Source organism: Alteromonas sp. ISO5 (genome assembly GCF_058105165.1).
The window spans coordinates 1,617,094-1,635,144 of record NZ_CM176572.1 but is presented as its reverse complement, the minus strand read 5'-3'; the positions used below and the strand labels follow the sequence as shown (position 1 = coordinate 1,635,144).

18 protein-coding genes are annotated in these 18,051 nt (G+C 50.9%); 4 read left to right on the top strand and 14 right to left on the bottom strand.

What is annotated here, in order from left to right:
* Window positions 1-140: 140 nt before the first annotated feature.
* From AC2T0J_RS07440 to AC2T0J_RS07400, 9 genes are all read right to left on the bottom strand, one after another.
* On the bottom strand, window positions 141-839 hold the full coding sequence (locus AC2T0J_RS07440; protein ID WP_489809504.1) for a hypothetical protein: 699 nt from the start codon (window positions 837-839) through the stop codon (window positions 141-143).
* Window positions 836-1,603: an FTR1 family protein gene (locus AC2T0J_RS07435; RefSeq protein WP_489809503.1), complete on the bottom strand. Its 768-nt coding sequence runs from the start codon at window positions 1,601-1,603 to the stop codon at window positions 836-838. The genes AC2T0J_RS07440 and AC2T0J_RS07435 overlap by 4 nt, the downstream gene beginning before the upstream one ends.
* On the bottom strand, window positions 1,593-1,949 hold the full coding sequence (locus AC2T0J_RS07430; protein ID WP_489809502.1) for a cupredoxin domain-containing protein: 357 nt from the start codon (window positions 1,947-1,949) through the stop codon (window positions 1,593-1,595). The genes AC2T0J_RS07435 and AC2T0J_RS07430 overlap by 11 nt, the downstream gene beginning before the upstream one ends.
* Window positions 1,946-3,247, bottom strand: coding sequence for a sensor histidine kinase (locus AC2T0J_RS07425; protein WP_489809501.1), 1,302 nt, complete (start codon window positions 3,245-3,247; stop codon window positions 1,946-1,948). Before AC2T0J_RS07425 ends, AC2T0J_RS07430 begins: the two co-directional genes overlap by 4 nt.
* Before the next feature lie 3 nt (window positions 3,248-3,250).
* Window positions 3,251-3,916 carry a response regulator gene (locus AC2T0J_RS07420; RefSeq protein ID WP_489809500.1) on the bottom strand — a complete coding sequence of 222 codons (666 nt, stop codon included), beginning with the start codon at window positions 3,914-3,916 and terminating at the stop codon, window positions 3,251-3,253.
* Window positions 3,917-4,028: 112 nt separating this feature from the next.
* On the bottom strand, window positions 4,029-5,252 hold the full coding sequence (locus tag AC2T0J_RS07415) for an ATP-binding protein (RefSeq protein WP_489809499.1): 1,224 nt from the start codon (window positions 5,250-5,252) through the stop codon (window positions 4,029-4,031).
* Window positions 5,249-5,953, bottom strand: a complete 705-nt coding sequence (locus tag AC2T0J_RS07410) for a response regulator (protein WP_489809498.1) — start codon at window positions 5,951-5,953, stop codon at window positions 5,249-5,251. Before AC2T0J_RS07410 ends, AC2T0J_RS07415 begins: the two co-directional genes overlap by 4 nt.
* A complete protein-coding gene (locus AC2T0J_RS07405) occupies window positions 5,953-6,282 on the bottom strand; it encodes a DUF3019 domain-containing protein (RefSeq protein ID WP_489809497.1) in 330 nt (109 codons plus the stop codon). Before AC2T0J_RS07405 ends, AC2T0J_RS07410 begins: the two co-directional genes overlap by 1 nt.
* Window positions 6,283-6,336: 54 nt before the next feature.
* A complete protein-coding gene (locus AC2T0J_RS07400) occupies window positions 6,337-7,215 on the bottom strand; it encodes a MipA/OmpV family protein (protein ID WP_489809496.1) in 879 nt (292 codons plus the stop codon).
* Window positions 7,216-7,380: 165 nt separating this feature from the next.
* Here AC2T0J_RS07400 and AC2T0J_RS07395 point away from each other — a divergent pair, with 165 nt between their 5' ends.
* The gene (locus AC2T0J_RS07395; RefSeq protein WP_489809495.1) at window positions 7,381-9,330 is read left to right on the top strand and encodes a beta-propeller domain-containing protein; all 1,950 of its coding nucleotides are present in this window, start codon (window positions 7,381-7,383) and stop codon (window positions 9,328-9,330) included.
* A 66-nt stretch (window positions 9,331-9,396) separates the two neighbouring features.
* On the opposite strand, the gene tmpT is transcribed toward AC2T0J_RS07395, so the two are convergent.
* The 4 genes from tmpT to AC2T0J_RS07375 form a co-directional block, all read right to left on the bottom strand.
* The gene (gene tmpT, locus AC2T0J_RS07390; protein WP_489809494.1) at window positions 9,397-10,047 is read right to left on the bottom strand and encodes a thiopurine S-methyltransferase; all 651 of its coding nucleotides are present in this window, start codon (window positions 10,045-10,047) and stop codon (window positions 9,397-9,399) included.
* A gap of 65 nt (window positions 10,048-10,112) precedes the next feature.
* Window positions 10,113-10,445: an antibiotic biosynthesis monooxygenase family protein gene (locus AC2T0J_RS07385; protein WP_489809493.1), complete on the bottom strand. Its 333-nt coding sequence runs from the start codon at window positions 10,443-10,445 to the stop codon at window positions 10,113-10,115.
* A gap of 46 nt (window positions 10,446-10,491) precedes the next feature.
* Window positions 10,492-11,916, bottom strand: coding sequence for a PepSY-associated TM helix domain-containing protein (locus tag AC2T0J_RS07380; protein ID WP_489809492.1), 1,425 nt, complete (start codon window positions 11,914-11,916; stop codon window positions 10,492-10,494).
* A complete protein-coding gene (locus tag AC2T0J_RS07375) occupies window positions 11,909-12,457 on the bottom strand; it encodes a hypothetical protein (RefSeq protein WP_489809491.1) in 549 nt (182 codons plus the stop codon). The genes AC2T0J_RS07380 and AC2T0J_RS07375 overlap by 8 nt, the downstream gene beginning before the upstream one ends.
* Before the next feature lie 215 nt (window positions 12,458-12,672).
* Here AC2T0J_RS07375 and AC2T0J_RS07370 point away from each other — a divergent pair, with 215 nt between their 5' ends.
* From AC2T0J_RS07370 to AC2T0J_RS07360, 3 genes are all read left to right on the top strand, one after another.
* Window positions 12,673-13,098 carry a DUF2177 family protein gene (locus tag AC2T0J_RS07370; protein WP_489809490.1) on the top strand — a complete coding sequence of 142 codons (426 nt, stop codon included), beginning with the start codon at window positions 12,673-12,675 and terminating at the stop codon, window positions 13,096-13,098.
* Between the two features lie 83 nt (window positions 13,099-13,181).
* Window positions 13,182-15,659: a glycerol-3-phosphate 1-O-acyltransferase PlsB gene (plsB, locus tag AC2T0J_RS07365; RefSeq protein WP_489809489.1), complete on the top strand. Its 2,478-nt coding sequence runs from the start codon at window positions 13,182-13,184 to the stop codon at window positions 15,657-15,659.
* Window positions 15,646-16,125, top strand: a complete 480-nt coding sequence (locus AC2T0J_RS07360) for a WbuC family cupin fold metalloprotein (protein WP_489809488.1) — start codon at window positions 15,646-15,648, stop codon at window positions 16,123-16,125. The genes plsB and AC2T0J_RS07360 overlap by 14 nt, the downstream gene beginning before the upstream one ends.
* Before the next feature lie 88 nt (window positions 16,126-16,213).
* Here AC2T0J_RS07360 and AC2T0J_RS07355 read toward each other — a convergent pair whose 3' ends face one another.
* The gene (locus tag AC2T0J_RS07355) at window positions 16,214-17,830 is read right to left on the bottom strand and encodes a M28 family metallopeptidase (RefSeq protein ID WP_489809487.1); all 1,617 of its coding nucleotides are present in this window, start codon (window positions 17,828-17,830) and stop codon (window positions 16,214-16,216) included.
* Window positions 17,831-18,051: the final 221 nt, after the last annotated feature.

Genomic DNA, 18,051 nt, shown 5'->3' with positions numbered 1-18,051 from the left:
TTTCAGGCACTACAACGCTTCTGGCGGGCGTAGTTTGCTGCGAAGAAGCCATCATTGCAACGGGAGCCTGGTCACCCAAGACAGCCAAACACCATTGCTAGTAGCGTACCGACGATATACATCAAGGATGTAGCGGTTTACTAAAACTCGTATTCCATGGCCATACGCAGTGTATGGTCTTTACTATCCCCATTTAGACCGGCAATAAAGGCCAGTTCCCATTTGAGTTGCTTTTGCTTGTCGAAGCGCTTTATGCCCATAAACGCCGGACCCACACCAATAAAATCCTCTGCGGCATAAAATTCTACGGCAGGTTGGATTTCAGGGATCCAACGATAGCGGAATTTCATTTTAAATTCGCTTTCAAACTCAGGCTCTATGGTATCTCCCCATTCATATACCAGCAGCACGTTTGTAGTTAAGCTAAAGCGCCCGAGTTCTTTCTCTGTGAGTACGCCGCCTTTAAACTCCCAGTCGTTACTGGCATTTTGCTTTTCCAGTTCAAAGAGTAATCCCCAGTCGGCCCAGTATTGCCCTTGTTCAGTCAGCATTGAGCGCAACTCCAGCTCATAACCAGCCACGCCGAAATTCCCCGTGTCATCACGGGAACCAACAATGTAGGCTTCCAGGATAGTGTACTCAGATAAGGCGTGACCAAAGGAAATCCGCTGCATCAGAATATTGCCGTCTTCTTCACTCTGGCGGGAGGTCAGACGCCATTCCACTTCCCGCTCAAAAGGTAAAACATAGGGGTGATATACCCTGTCGACGGTAAAATTGTCGGCCCACACTTTACCAGGCAGTACCAGTAGCAGGGCAATAACCAGATATAATCTCATCTCAACTCCCCGGTTAGCTGACGCTTGCCAACCAGTAACGAACACAAGTAACAATACACGACCGGAAAGAATACCGAAGCCACGTAGATCAACATATAAGCTCCTGTAGGAGTAGCTTCGTAGCCGATTAAAACATTCAGAAAGTGACCATACTCGCTGTCATCTGCTACCCAGCCTGAGGTATCCCATAACCGATTCTGATTTGGCAGCAAATTGATTTGTTCCAGCAACATGGCAATGCCGGCAATCTGGCCGGCAAAGAAGAGGGTCAGAACGGCGAGTTTAATCACTCTGACGCGAATTGCAGCGACAGCCACATAAAGTAGCACACCCACACTCAGGCTTATCCCAAGCCCAATTACGTTGCCCAGAATGAGCGACGAACCGGCTTCTGATGCCGACCAGTAGGCAAGCAGATAAATGATAAAATGAATCACATTAATGAAAGTAATGCCAACCATCAGCAACACACTCAACCACTGGGTAGCAAAGGGAACGCCCAGGTGCTGACGACGGATAAACTCGCCTAATCCGCTTAACATCACAATTAGCACCAGTGTTTTAATCAGCTCCAGTCCACCGCCTTCAAACCATTCAGAAACGACCGATAGATTAAAATACAACCCCACGGCAAATAAAAAGCCCGCTACCGTACCGCCCAGCAGATGTCGTGTGCTGCCGCCCTGCTGAGCCAATAAAAAGCTGAACAACAAGAATACGGGCAGGGTGTCACGAATAAACAGGATCACGGTGTTAATCAGCATCTGTTGCCTCCGTATCGCCTACAATGACATAGCCCACGGCGGAATTTGGATGCAGCTCGCCAAAAAACTTATAGCGGCCATTTGGCAATGGTCCAACAAAAATGGTGCCTTTGCTGTTGCCAAAAATCACCTTCTCACGGTTAAGATCGAAACTATCAATTTCCTCCGGCGAGGGATCGTGGTTAATAAATACCAGACGCACTTTTTTACCTTCCGGAATGCGCACGGTTTGCGGAATAAATAAATGGTCACGAATTTCAATAACAACCTCTGGCAGCGCTGCCAACGTATGCAGTGGCGCCAGGGTTAACAGCGTTAACGTTATGGTCTGCCTAATCAGCTTCATGACTCAGTTACCTCAAAAGGTAAACGAACTGTCACGTTTAATCCGCCCAGAGAAGAATCATCCAGGGAAATGGTGCCGTGATGCAAAGTAACAATTTGCCCAACGATAGCCAGCCCCAGGCCACTACCTGTTGACTTGTACTTTTCATCTTTCTGATCGCGGTAAAACCGTTTAAGCACCTGGGAACGCTCTTGAAGCGCTATACCGGGGCCAGAGTCTTCCACCATAAAACACACCTGAGTCCCCTGATTCAACACCGTTACCTGAATAGCCGCGTTCTGCGGCGAATAGGCACTGGCATTGGCAATCAGGTTCTGCAACATGGTGTATAAGGTAAATTCCGTACTCATCAAAAATGCACTGTCGCCCTCCAGGCTGATGTCCTGTTGTTTACTTTCTATTTTGCTGTAGAGGTCGGCAATCACATTTTGCGCCACGACAAAAGCATCCACCTGACTTAATTGTAAGTGAAACATCTCCGGGCTGGTGCGGCTGAGCAGTAAAATTTGATTCACTACGTGGATCATGCGATCCGTGTCCTGCTGAATGGCAAGCAGTTTACCCGCATCATCCTGGCGTTCTTTGGCCAGATTATGCAGATTAATTTTCATTACACTCAGCGGCGTGCGCAGTTCATGCGCGGCATTTGAAGCAAACTGTTGTTCGCGCTCAAAGGCTTCGTTGAGGCGCAGGAACATAGTGTTCAGAGTATCCATTACCGGCTGCATTTCCGTGGGGACCTGGGGCAGGGATACCGGCGACAGATCTTTCCCTTTACGATGAGACAGCTTAAGAGAAAGTAGCTTCAGTGGTTTTAAGCCCAGACTCACCGACATAAAGACGATAAGCGCCAATATCGGCACTGAGTAAATAAACGGCATAATGACCGATACGGTTAAAGCGTCGGTTAACCCTACGCGGCTTTGTAACGGCTGCCCAACTATAACCATAGTGCCGTCTGCGAGGGTTTGTTTATAAACCCGCCAGCGCCGCCCGTCAAAATTTTGCTCTGAAAAGCCATCCGCGCCTATGGTGAGCGGTTCATCAGGCTGATTGGGCGAATCGGTGATAAGTTTACCGTCGCGCCAGATCTGATATACCAGTTCACTGCTACCCAGGCCATCCATTTGCTGACCATTGCTCAGTGCTACCGAGTACAACAGGGTAGTTAGCTCCTGATCCATAAACCGTGATGACATCGATAACGCCGCCCGATAGCCATGAATCGCGGCGCTGAAAATCACCAGGATCAGTGAACTAATAAGAACCAGCGTGATGGTGCGCCTAATTGAATGCAATCGTCAGGCTCCGTTAACAGGAATACTGTAGCCTACACCACGGATGGTTTTAATAAAGTTTTCCGGCAGTTTCTTGCGCAGGTGATGAATGTGCACTTCGATAGTGTTGCTTGAGACTTCATCCCCCCATTCATATAATCGCGATTCCAGCTTTTGTTTAGGCTGAATACGGCCACCGTTTTCCATCAGCACCTTCAATAACATAAGCTCCCGCCGGGGTAGGGAAACCAACTCTCCGGCCACCGTTAGCTCCAGCGTTTGCGTGTTTAAGGCAACATCACCAATTTTTACCATGGCTGTGCTGGCGGTACCCAAACGACGCTCGAGCACACGTAAGCGGGCAAACAGCTCGTCCATATCAAAGGGCTTGGGCAAATAATCGTCGGCGCCAGCGTCGAGGCCAAGTATTTTATCGGTCACTTTATCCCGGGCCGTCAGGATGATCACCGGCATGTCTTTAACTTTGTGGCGAATCTGGCGCAGCACTTCCAGACCATCCATATCCGGCAAGCCAAGGTCGAGGATAACAATATCGGTTTGCTCTGCCGCCAGCATTGCCAGCGCTTCGCTGCCGCGATAAACGCAGTCCACCACATAACTGGCGTCACGCAGTGATCTACTCAACGCGGCCGAGAGTGGCTGGTCATCTTCAACAAGAAGTATTCGCATGTTATTGATAACGGGATAATTTAAGGTACTTTTAGTATAGCAGGTAAATCTTAAGCAAACCTTAAGGGAAGTTGAAGCATGAGAATGCTTCTGTTCACTTTTCGCCAGTCATCTACAATGGGTAAGAAAGTATAAAGCAGGCGCCTCCCAGCGAGCGGCTGGAAATCACCGACACCGTCCCTCCATGCCAGAGCTGAATTCGTTTTACAATTGCCAGTCCCAAACCGGCGCCGCCAGCATAACGAACCCGACTGTTGTCGGGCCTGAAAAAGGGCTCAAAAATACGCGTGGCCAGGGCAGCTTCTACGCCAGTACCGTCGTCGTTTACGGCAACATTTACTGCATTGTCGGTTTGATAAACTTCAATAATGATCTGCGACTTAGCATGGCGGATAGCATTATTTAGCAGGTTTATCACAGCCCGCTCTATAAAGTGACCATCCCCACGCACGGTAAATTCGTTGCCACTCACCAACAAGGTTTTACTGGTCGTTGGCACTAACCTGGCAACCACATCACTGCATAATGTTGTGAGCGGAATATCAGCAATATTCAGTTCGGGGGTCATGGCATCGTACTGGGTATAATCGAGCATTTCCTGCACCAACCCCTCAAGTTCATCCAGATCGGCTTGTATACCTCGCCAGGCCTGGCTGTCAGGCTCGGGGTGCATTTCCAGGGCGAATTTTAATCTGGCAATGGGCGTTCTGAATTCATGAGCCACAGCGCCGGTCAGTTCCCGCTGGTCGCGAAGCAAGCCGTGCACCCGCTCGCTAAGCATATTGAGTTTAGTAGAGATAGGCTGAATCACAGAACGCTTTTTCAGCGCAATCGATACGTTTTCGCTTTCCTGCCCAAGGTGATCCACCCTTCGGGTGAGATAAGCCAGATCGCGCCACAACGGCCACAACCAGATTGCCAGCATCACACCCAGCAATAGCAGGAACGCCGAAAGATAGATCAGTAAATAAGGTCTGGACACTTCGGTAAACGGCAACGAAAGCACAATCAGGCGGTTTTCACTGGCCGGCATATAAATGAACCTTGCAGTGTCGGTATACAAGGTGACGGGCAAGCCGGCCGCCAGGTCGGCTTGCTCTGCAGCAGACCAGTTAATCGCCGCACTCTCTTTCAGTTCGTAATCGATACCCGCCTGCCGAAGTTTTGCCAGCAGTTGATGTTGATCCTCCAGTGCCAGCGGCAATAAGGCTTTTGCCAGCACCATACCGGCCGACTCGCTGTAGTCCTCGCCAGGCCAAACCAGCTCAAGCGTGCTGCTGATTAGTACCAGAGACACCGCCATAAACAGGTAAAAGCTCACAAACAGGCGGGTCATTCGTCACTCCACGCATCCGCCACAAAAAAGAAGCCCTTGCCCCAGATAGTTTTGATCCGGTAGGGATTTTGCGGATTGTCTTTAAGCTTTTTACGTAAGCGGGACACCCGTACGTCGGCCGAGCGGTCCAGCCCGTCATATTCACGGCCAATAAGCGTCTTGTAGAGGGTTGTACGCTCAACCAGTTGTGAGGCATTGTCGGCCAGTAAACACAGCAGGTCGAATTCGTGGCTGGTCAGGGTAATATCCTCGCCACCCAGGTTCACCCGGCGCGACAGCTTATCGATACTCAATGTGCCAAAGGTAACCACCGAGCCGCTGTGAACCGGTGCGTCTGCCGAGGTTGCGCGGCGCATCAGGGCATTCACTCTGGCCAGAAGCACCCTGGGTTCCACCGGCTTTACCACATAATCATCAGCGCCTATTTCCAGTCCCAGTACCTGATCAAAGCTCTCGCTCTTAGCCGTCATAAAAAGTAAAGGTCCGCTATAAAACTGGCGTAAGCGATTGCACAGGGTAAAGCCATCTTCGCCTGGTAGCATCACGTCCAGAATAATGGCATCCGGTGGTGCGTTTTTCACCCGCTCTATGAGCCCTTCGCCATCGGCAAACCGGGTCACGCTGAAACCGTTAGCCGTCAGGTACTGACTAACCAGTTCAGCCAGTCTTTCATCGTCTTCAACCAGGATAAGCGACTTCATCAGAATAAACTCCAGGGATTTTTAACGCGGCGTCTGAGCATCGAAGCGCTGCGATAACGAAGTGTGAGTATCACCGAAGCGTGGTACGTATTACTTTCTCTCACCAGGCTAAGTTCTGACTCCTCTTTTAAGGTGATCATTACAGCATCTGGCATAGCACTGTGGGGCCAGCATCCCAGCGACTCGCCGTTCAGCGAAAGGCAATAGCGACCCTTGAGAAGCGGAGGATAGTTCAGCGTTACTGACATGACACACTCATCGCCTTTTTCAGCAACGATACACTCACTGGGCGTGGCTGAAAAGGCGCCGACCTCTGCTTCTGCCGGCATTAACAATGCGCCTGAGAGCAAAAAAAGTAAGCAGAATAAACGCACCAAAGTCCCTTAAAACCGATAGCCGAAGCCAATGAAACCACTGGCAACGTAATCTCCTGACACCAACGGGCTGTCAGTCATACCGCCGCCCAAAGTGGCTACCTCAACCCGGCCCACCCATCGCCAGTGCTTGTTTAAAGGTTTATTGAGTAATAGCCCGACACTGGTTTGCAGGGCATGGTCGGCGGCATACCACAGACTGCTGTTGGCCGTATCCTCGCTATCAATACCGTAATAATAATCTATCAGCTTTTCGCTCTTGTAGGTGACTGAGGCATTAGCAGCAAAGCGCCAGTCAGCCCACTGCCAGCGATACTGGTATTTGAGTTGTGCATAAAAGCCCTGATGTACGCCCAACAGGTCACCGGCTAACGCGGCAGAAAAAAGGCTGTCAGAACGGTTCCAGTTGATCCTGAAACCGGCATCAGCCGTCCACTTTCGGTTGCTGATATCATTGATAGAAATGGAATCCCGGGTGGCTGGGGATTCACCGTCGCTGTCGCCGGGTTGCAGCGGGCCCTCAATGACATTCGCCGAGCTGGTGTTAACAGACAAAACGATATTGGCCGGGTGCCAGAACGAAAAATAGGCGCGTTCACGGTTGGCCACAACAAACAATTCGGTGCTGACGTCGTTGCGCAGCTGCCACTGATAGCCAACCTCACCGTTGTCGAAATAAGCGTTTTCGCCGTACCAAGCCACATCGGGTAATACCACCAGCGGAATCGGATCACCGTCTACCAGCGGATTGGTCCTGCCGCCTATGCCCACTGCGATGCCTAATTTCCAGGAGTTGGGGGCTATGCAGGCATCATCATTTTCGCAGCCCCACGCAGTACCGGGGCCTGACAGCCATAGCAATAAACAGCACAGCAAAGGGATCCGCACACCATAGTTCCGGTAAGTTATTTGTATAGTTAAAGATTATCAAACACTGGGAGCCTGCACAGCATCCGATTACAAATTGTCACATTTATACATAGTTTGGATCGGATTATTGCTTTAACAAACACTAGGGTAGTCCTCAACCTCACCGCTGAAAAGGACATGAATATGGATATGAACCTGAGGCAAAAAACCGACCTGATGTGGAAGTGCCTGGCCGTAGCGATATTTTCAACCTGTACGATTACTGCCTGCAGCAACGACGGTAATGAGAGCCCGCCGACACTCAGTTTTCTGTCTGCCACTGTTTCGGCCTTATCCACCGCTCAACAGGTAAGTGCCGAGCTTTATGTTAAAAACGGCATGTATCTGATGAAGAAAGCTCAGGCAACCCCTGAAAAAGTAGCTGCCGATGATAGCGCTGCGCCGGCTGGCTTTTCAACCACCAACACCCAGCTTGCTGGTGTAGATGAGGCGGATCGTATCGAATACAACGGCGACTACCTGTTTGTGGCCGATTTACCAGTATGGACTGCCAACCAGGGAGAGATCAAAAAAATACGCATTCTGGCGCGCCAGAGCGATTATTCTCTTACCGAAGCAGCATCGATCTCCTTGCAGGACAATCTTAACGTAGCCGGCATGTACCTGTATGAAGATACGCTTGGCGTTGTCAGTCACGCCTTCCAATATTCCGCCATGGAAGATATTCTGGTCGAATCAAGCCCCTGGCAACAAGCTGAAAACGATACTTATATTGATATTTATGGCGTCGTCGACCCTGCCAGTCCCAGTACTGTGAGCAATATTCGCATTGATGGCGGCCTGATTAACTCACGACGCATCGACAACCATTTGTTTATTGCCACGCAGTTTGTGCCCAACCTGGAAGATTTGCCAGATGCCGGCACCAGCAACCGCAGTCAGGTTGATTTATACAATACGATACTGGCGAAAGACAGTAGTGAACTAGTCCCCAAAATCACGATTAACGGCCAAACCCATGATCTTTACCAGTTAAATAATTGCTTGTTACCCCGGCGTGCCACCAATCAGAATGGTCATGCTCAGCTGGTCAGCGTGGTTAAAATTGATTTAGATAACCCCATGGCTTTTTCCTCACTGTGCATGCTGACCGAAGCCCATGGTCTGTTCGCCTCGGCCGATCACCTGTACTTACATGCCAGTAGCGGAGAAACAACGGTTATTCATAAAGTCTCTCTGGGTAATGAAATCCGCTATCAGGCAACCGCCAGTGTAGTAGGCACTCTGGGCTGGCAAAGTTCAGCACAATTCAGACTGGCTGAGCGCGACGGTAAATTACTGGCTGTCACCACCGTGGGCGCCTGGTCTCAGGATCCCGAACATATGCTGCACATCCTCGAACAACAGGGCAGTGAACTGGTGGAAATTGCAACCTTGCCCAATGAATCTCAACCCGCGCCTATTGGTAAGCCCGGTGAAGCCATTTATGCAGTGCGCTTTTTTGAAGACCGTGCCTTTATCGTTACCTTTGAACAGATTGATCCCTTATATGTGCTTGACTTCACGGACCTGCATGCCCCGATGGTTGCCGGAGAACTCGATATTCCGGGCTTTTCCAGCTATTTGCATGCTATGGAAAACGGGCTGTTACTGGGCGTTGGTCAACAGGTGAGAAGCGATGCGATCCCCGCCAGTGGCAGTACCCCGCTTGAAACCCCCATTGAGGAGGGCATGAAGGTCAGTTTATTTGATGTACTCGACCCAGCTAATCCGATAGTGCTGGGCGAATTTGTCTGGCCCGACACTTATACGCCGGTTGAGTACGACCACCGTTCACTTTCAGTACTGAAAACAGCCGGCGGCTATCAGTTTGCGCTTCCTTCACAAACCTGGGGATACGACGAAACCGGTAACTGGTTTACCCGCAACGCTCTGCAGACTCTGGAGGTCGATGAAGCAGACCGAACCCTAAGCCTTGTCAATTCGGTAACCCCAACTAAAGAGGACGATTACTACATTGGTAGCTTTGAAGATCGCAGTGTGCTGCACAATGGTCATATCTATTACGTGCGCGGTAACAACGTTTATCATGCGCTATGGCAGCCAGGTGCCGAAGTAAGCAGGCCTTACTGATTGATATCAAAGTTCACTAGTGGCTGGTCGGTACAGTGCCAATTGTTGGCACTTTGCCGACCCTTTTTACAGTAACCGACCCTTACTGGTAAGCGACCACAAGTTTTCAACGGCGGGGACTTTGCCTTTTAAGCCTCCTTCCAGTACTTCGCTGTGCAACAACGTCATATCACAGTATTTACCATAGTTTTGCTGTATTTCTTTGCTGGGAATGGCAAATGGCGGGCCGCCTGTTAATGACTGATCGTACTCGAAGGTCACTAACAGATGTTTCGCGCCAGGGGTGAGTAAACACAGACGCTGACTGTATTGCTGACGCATATCCTGGGGCAGGGCCACCAGCGCGGCACGGTCGTAAACAACATCAATGGTGCCCAGTTGTTCAGGCGTGAGAGCAAATAAATCGCCACAGTACAGAGTGATATCCGGCGCCGTATAGCGGGTTAATTTACCGCTTTCTTCAATCACCGGCGTAACGCCAAGGCTGTTGAAATACTGGCTAACGGCCAGTTCGCTTAGCTCAACGCCCACCACTTCGCAACCACGCTCTAGCATAAACGTCATATCGTTGGATTTACCACAAAGCGGCACAAACACCCGGCACCCATCACCGATACCAAATTCATCAGCAAATCCTAATAGCATCGGATGGATATCACTCTGATGAAAGCCTATCTCGCCTTTTTCCCACTTGTCATGCCAGAACGTATGCTCCATGACCACTCCTCACTAACCACAACCAAACTGCTTACTACACTCGTAATGAAAAACACTAACCACCGTTAGCTATCCACCGCAAAAGGACGGCGCTGCAAATAATCGCAGGTAACGTCCATTTTATACAGAATACGGGTGGCCTCAAGATTTAGCGCATCATGCATTTGCGGACGCTGCTGTTCGTAGTCTTCGCTCATGGTATTGGCTGCGGCCTGTTGCCAGGTTACCCGGTCGGGCCATTGGGCATAGGCAATCCAGCGCCCCTCTTCATCTTTATGTAAGCGAGAGCCAAGGCTGCCGTGAAACAGATAAATGCCCTGAGTCACTTTAGGCCAGGCACGCAAAAAATCGGCTTCCTTGCCTGTTTTTGGGACAAACTCAAACATGACGATAAACATGGCCTCTCCTGTTTAACCGGCGCTTTGTGCTGCGACCGGCATAACCTTATTGTTTGTTACGGCGTGCAGACCACATAGCCCATACAGCGACAGCCAGCAACGGCACATTAACTTGCAATGCTGCCACAGAAAATGCAGCAGAGCCAAAGCGCAACACATACACCAGCCAAAACAAAGCAATTATTACCGCCAGCAACTGTTTATATAAGGGCACAATTCGCGCTTCGTCGTTAAGGCGTATCGCCAGGCCGGCAAGCACTGCCATCGCAACCCAGAATAGCAGGGCCGGTGAGAGTGCCACCGCAAAATAGCCCAGCGCACTGGCTACCAACGCCACTGGCGTGCCCCATACAAATGCCGGCCAGAGCAGATTAAGCGCGTCGCGGGTCTGGCGTTTTTTCAGCCAGATATTCATGCCGGTTGCAGAAACCACCGTCAGCATCATGCCCAGCACAATGTAAAGTACTTTTACCGGCATCCCGATAAAGTCACCAAAATGAATACGGAACACTGAATACAGGGTTTGCATGCCGCCATCACCATCAGAGTAACCGGCTTTACCCAGATAATTTCCGGCCGAATCATACCGGTAGTTTTCTGAGTAAATCAGTCGCTCAGGGGTTTTAACAAAAAACTCCAGGAACTGCTGCGGCGTATGCGGTTCATGCACCGTAAAGAACAGTAAATTACCTTCGGTATTTACCCGGGCATTCAGATCGCGCATGGCGGTGCCGATGTCGGGCGGGGCAACCTCCTGCACCAGTTCCGGTTCCGGCGTAAAAGCACGGTCGTATGCGGCCTGGGTATCGCCATCGTAGAAAGCCTGGGCAATTAACGTCACAAACACCCCGGCCAGGCCAAAATAGGCTCCGGTAATAGCAATCATCAGGTGAAAAGGCGTGCCCCACACACTCAGGCGATTATGCAGATCGATGTTTTCCTTGAACCCGTCGCCGCCATAGCGAAACTTAAAGGCGTCCTTGATAATTCTGGGGTGAGCCATTAAGCCCGATACAATCAGCGCACATAATAAAGCACCGCAGGCACTCACCAGGATCATGCCAAACGAATGGGGCAGATGCAGGTACAAATGCAAATCCACCAGCATCCGCGACCAGGTAACATTTTCCTGCTCAATGAGCTTGCCGTTGTTATCGATAAAGTGCGCGCGGTGATCATCTTCCATCACCAGTCGCGGAATACCGGTGCCGGGAAAAACAAAATAGTAGTGATGGGTGTCATCACTGTATTGCTCAGTAAAACTGGTATAGGCCCGCTCCACCTGTTCGATGGTGTAGTCTGTTGTCTCCGGGATGTTGGGTTGTTCCCAGCGCTCAAACTCTTTATGCAATACGGCAATAGTGCCGGATAAACAAATCAGGAACATCACCGCACTGACAACAAGTCCCAGCCAGGTGTGGGACTGCAACGAACGTTTTGCCAGACTACCCGCAGAAACCGATTTAGCCATGCGCCCCTCCAAATAACCATAAGCCAGCCAGAGCAGCCGCGCCGCAAGATAAAACTAAGTGCAGCCACTTTCGCGATGACAGCACGTACCAGTAAGCCAACAGGCCCCATAACACCGGCATCACCAGCACACCAGTGGCCATTTGCTTGGGCTCCGAGACAGGAAGGTGATACACCACGGCGATCATAATGAGCGCACAAATGAACATCTGCCCTACTAAGACATACAGAATATGCCCGGTCTGTAGGGCAATCTGGCGCGGAGCAATCCGCCATGGATGCGCCGATTTGAGGCGCTCACGTGGTTGTCGTTGGGGGGTGGCTTCAACCGCGATAGCCGCCCACACGGTCAGGGCAGGCAAACACAAACCAATAGTCAGGCCATACTCCACACCGAGGGCTAAATACCAGCAATAAACACTGCCGGCCACGACTAACCAGCCCAACCAGGCATACACCGCTGAACTGTTACGCCAGCCGAGGTATACACCACCGGCCGCCACGGTTGACACAACCAAAGCCAGAAAACTTCCTAAAATCATAAACTTTACTTATTATCTTGAGCTGGTGCAGCGGTCAGCACGTGAGTGCCTTATTAACCGCCATTATGCAGTGTGATTTTGTCAGACAGAGGCCGACCCTAAAACGCAAATAAGAATAATTTACATTTACAGAAAGATCAATCGCCCAAAGCGATCTGTTTCAGGCTTACTGCCATATCAGTCAGTAATGGAACGCCGTCATACAAGGAAATACCATGACATCCCCTTATGCTTCAAAAATCAGTTTTACTCAGCTGTTAGTGGCTTATGTCACAATGCTGCTGGTGTTTGGTGTGCTCGATGGCGTGTGGCTTGGCGTGGTGGCAAATCAATGGTATTTCGGCAGTCTCTCCAGCTTGTTGCGCGATCCTTTTATTACCTGGCCATGGCTGGTGTTTTACATTGGCTATTGCGCTGCGGGTTTATATCTGGCGGTGCTACCGGCCCGGCAGAACCTGGCGAAAGCGTTTCTGAACGGCGCAGTGGTTGGTGCCACGGCTTATGGTGCCTATAACCTGACCAATTATTCCATTGTCGCCGACTGGCCGTTACCCATTACCTTGATAGACTGGATCTGGGGCACTGCTGCTACCGCGTTAGTCAGTACCAGCGGCGCACTGGCTATAAAACTGAAGGATTAACAGCAAGCATGGTCAGGCAGACTATCACTGCCTGAAATCGTGATACACTATGTGGGTATTTCATTAAACAGGACACCCTATTCATGACTTGGATGCGTCAGGCTTTGCTTAACGTGTTTCGTCTCCCGGTTAAGTGGCTGGTGAAAACCAACAGTATTCCTTCTGATGTTGAGAGTGAGCTTGGCATCGATAAATCGCGCCCTATCATCTATTTGCTACCGTCAGATTCGGTAACTGACCAACTGGCATTGCAAATGTCCGCACAACGTCTCGGCCTGCCAGATCCCACGGAATCGGTGACACTGGCGAATAAGAGCTATCCGGGCAGCCTGTTCTTGCGTCGCACTGAGGCACTGCTGCGCAAACGAAATCAGAACACCGATATTGAACCGGTGTTTACCGATCTGTTTCATTTACATCGCGATCATAGCGAACTGGATGTTCAGGTGGTGCCGGTTTTTATCACCTGGGGCAGGGCACCAGGCAAAGGCAAACCCGGCCTGGCGGACTTACTCACCCTGTCCGCCGCACCGAGTTGGTTACGCAAATTTTTTATCGTGTTGTTTTTGGGTCGCGACACCTTTATCAGCTACAGCCAGGCGGTGTCATCACGGGCAATGGCCGACCAGCACAGCACCGATGAAAAGCTGGCCCATAAACTTTCCCGAGTAGCTAGTACTCACTTTCACCGTAAACGCCAGGCCATGACCGGCCCAACCTTGTTGGAACGCCAGGAACTGAATAATGCGGTGCTCGGCTCCGAAATGGTCCGCAATGCCATTGGCGAAGAAATGCGCACCAAAAAACTCAGTGCCGATGAAGCTCGCCAGGTTGCTGCAGGCTACCTGACTGAGATTGCCGCAGATTATCGGGAAGGGCTTATCCGTTTTGGTGACCGCCTATTAACCCGGATCTGGAACAAAATTTATAACGGCATCAGCGTTGGCCACGCCAACCGTATTCGCGAACTGGCCAATAATGGCCACGAAATCATCTACGTGCCCTGCCATCGAAGTCATATGGACTATCTGTTGCTTACCTATGTGATCTACCATGAAGGCCTGGTCACACCGCATATCGCAGCTGGCATTAATCTTAACTTCTGGCCGGTAGGCGGCATTTTCCGTCGCGGCGGCGCATTCTTCCTGCGCCGTAGTTTTGCCGGTAACAAGCTCTACACGGCGGTGTTCCGTGAGTATCTGGAGTTACTGTTTAAAAAAGGCTACGCCGTTAAGTATTACCCGGAAGGCGGCCGCAGCCGCACCGGGCGCCTGATACCACCTAAAACCGGCATGCTGGCCATGACCATTCAGGCCGCTGTAAAAGGCGTAAACCGTCCAATCAGTCTGGTGCCGGTGTACATTGGCTACGAAAACGTCATGGAAGTGAAAAGCTATCTGAGTGAGCTTAAGGGCGGCGCGAAAAAGAAAGAGTCCAACTGGCAGGTTTTTTCAGCCATTAAGAAGCTCAAGAATTACGGCCACGGCTTTGTAAATTTCGGCGAGCCGCTGCCACTCCATCAATTTCTCGACAACAAGGCCCCGAACTGGCGTGAGAGTCAGACGTTAAACCCCGAGAAAAAGCCCGCCTGGCTGACACCGACGGTTAACGGCCTGGCCAACGAATTAATGACCCGGGTAAACAGCGCGGCCGCGATTAATGGTATGGCCCTCACCGCGTTGTGTTTGCTGGCATCAAAAACCCAGACCATGAGTAAAACTGAACTGGCACAGGCAATGCGCGATTATCTCGCCCTGTTTGAACAAGCCCCTTACAGTGCTAATGCTACCCTGCCTAAGGAAGATGCCGACGCGCTGCTCGATCACGTTTTATCGTTAAAGCGATTGCAGGTCAGCGAAGATAACTACGGCACTCTGATTAGCCCAATGCCGGATAACGCGGTCTTTCTGACTTACTACCGGAATAATATTATTCACTTATTCGCGTTGCCAGGTATTGTGATGACCGCTATTTTTGCCCATGGCAAACTGGAGAAAAACAACATTCTGCAGTTAATTGCGGCACTTTACCCGCTGCTGCAGCGCGAGCTTTTCCTACACATGTCGCAGGATGAGGCACTGGCCTACACCGCGCAGCTGATTGATGCTTTCAGACAAACCGGCATGTTGCAGCAAAAAGGACGTTATCTGGCGTTTCCGGAAGCCGATAGCGAACAATTCCATTCAAGCTGGCTGTTGAGTCGCTGTATGCAGGAAACCCTGCAGCGCTATGCAGTAGTACTAACCATTCTTAAACGCGACAAATCGATTAGCCGCAATGCCCTGGAGCGGGAAAGTAAAACCGTGGCAGAGCGTTTATCCAAGCTATATGGCATGCACTCACCGGAGTTTTACGATAAAAATGTGCTGTCGAGTTTTATCAGCGCGTTACGGGACAACCACTGGCTGGATGCAGACGAAGACGGCAGCCTGAAGTATTCTGAGGAAGCCTCGGCCCTGCGTAAAGACATTATGGCGTTGGTCTGGCCGGAGATCGTGCAGCATTTACAGCAGGATATTCTTCAGGCCGACAGGGAAGCTGGTGCCGATGAAAAAATTTGATATCGAGTTACTCAGTGAATTAAGAGCCCGGGCGGAAGCCAGTCCGCGCCGTCGCGCGCATCACAATGTGCATGACAACTACCAGCAGCCGGTACAACGGCTGTTTGTTTGTATGCTGCCCGACTCCTATGTCAGGCCACACCGCCACAGCCAGCCGCATAAATGGGAGTTCTTTATGGTGGTGGATGGCTGCCTTGAGCTGCTATTTTTTGATGATCACGGTGTGTTGACAGAGCGCCTTGCGCTGGGCCCGGGCAGTGATTGCCTGGGTGTGGAAATACCGCCGAATACCTGGCACGCCACCGTGTGCACTCAACCGGTTACCTTTGTTGAAGTGAAACAAGGGCCCTACGAAATCACTGAAGATAAAGACTTTGCTGACTGGGCCCCGGCGGAGGGCGACGATAGCGTTCCGGCTTTCCTGGCCCGCATGAAACTACTCCGACCCGGCCAGACAACCGGTTGAAGCTATCTAAGTTGATCCTGATAGCTATGCAGGCCATCGCCCCTCGGACCATGGCCATTCAGTTCAGCAAACAGTCAACCCCAACCGGTTAATCTTCGTCTGGGGAAACCCCGCGCCCTGAAGCGATCCGCGCTTCTTTAAAGGACGAGTCAGCTTTCCAGTCAGGCCAATCGCCGTTAGTGGCAAGTTCAGTCATAATTTGACCAATCAGGTCCAGATCCTGAACCACCCCGCCTAGCGTCCAGCTATCGAAGTAGTCATCGCCGGATTTATGATAGCGGCTGGCGATAAATTGCGGGTCGGTATCGCCCAGGCTCATGAATAGGTAAGCGGGGATCCCCTGGCGGGCCGCCGCAAAGTGATCAGAGCGAAAAAACAACCCATTCTGCGGCCGCGGGTCAGGCTTAACAACGCGCCCCTGGATTTTAGCCACTCGGGCTACATAGTCTTCCAGTTCAGACACATTCTCACCATATTGCAGTATATAAGGTGTGGCGTCATTCACGTTCATGCCATCAATATTTAAAAATGCCACAATATTCTTTGCCGGCACCGGCGGGTGCTTAGCAAAATGTTCAGCACCAATTAGCCCCGTTTCCTCAGCAGTAAAAGCGCCAAACATCAGCGTACGCTTGAAGGGGGTTACTTCGGCCTGTTGCTTAAATACTCTGGCGAGTTCCAACACTCCGGCCACACCAGAAGCATTGTCCACGGCACCATTGAGAATCACCTCCTGGCCATTCTCCATACCTTTACCCAAGCCATCCCAGTGCGCATGCAAGGCTACCCATTCATCCTGCGCTTGATGGCCGGGCAGAATCGCTGCTACATTTTGTGATGCCTTGTGCTCTATGGTGTTGCGCAGCATCAGTTTGGCCTGCTGCTGCAGATCGATGGCGGCGAAACCTGGCTTGCCCGCCCGAGCTTTAACCTGTCGGTAATCCAAACCTGATGCGGCAAACACTTTTTCGGCTGCGCGCAGTGTCATCCAGCCCATCACACCAACTTTCGACTGGTTATTATTCTTGTCTACCAGAGTGTATTTAGCCGTCGTGCCGCCTGCTTTTACTACGCCCCAGCCATAACCTGCAGCCATGGTTTCATGAACAATAAAAACGGCTTTGGCCCCCTGCCGGGCGGCCTCCTCATATTTATAGGTCCAGCGACCGTAGTAAGTCATGGCCTGCCCGTTGAAGAAAGTTTTATCTCCGGAGATAAACCCTGGATCGTTAACCAACACGACCACGGTTTTGCCCTTCACATCGACCCCGGCATAGTCATTCCAGTGGTATTCCGGCGCATTGATACCATAGCCGACAAACACCACCTCATTTTCCAACGTTATTTCGTCTGTGATGCGTTCGGTACGGGCAACGAAGTCTTCGCCATTGTCAAAAGTGGTATCTCCAACAGATAACGACATGTCCTGACTGGCGGTAATTTTGGCCAATGGCACTGGCTGGATATAGCTATCGCCAAATGCCGGCTGTAAACCCATCTCACGAAACTGCTTTTCCAGATAGGCCACGGTTTTTGTTTCGCCGTCAGAAAGCGGTGCGCGCCCCTCAAACTCATCGCTGGCAAGGGTTTTAACAGCCTGTCGATAATTATCCAGATTGATGCTATTACCGATATTCGTTGGGGTAGCTGCGACGCTGGCAAACGTACAAAGCAGTGCGCTGCTCAGAATAAGTGTTTTTATCATGCTGTTCATTAGAAAAATTGAATTAACCAGAGACTACCCAATAACGCCGCGTCGCTCAAACTTTTAACCCGACCATTGCTGTCAGCACCTTCGAAATTGGCAATTTTTACGCACCGGAAACTGGAGAACTTAGCGTGTTTTGGACTATATTTAACGCGCGGCAGGATTAGCCGCTTATAGCTTTAGGAACAAAGCAACACTTCAGTCGAACTGTGCAAGGA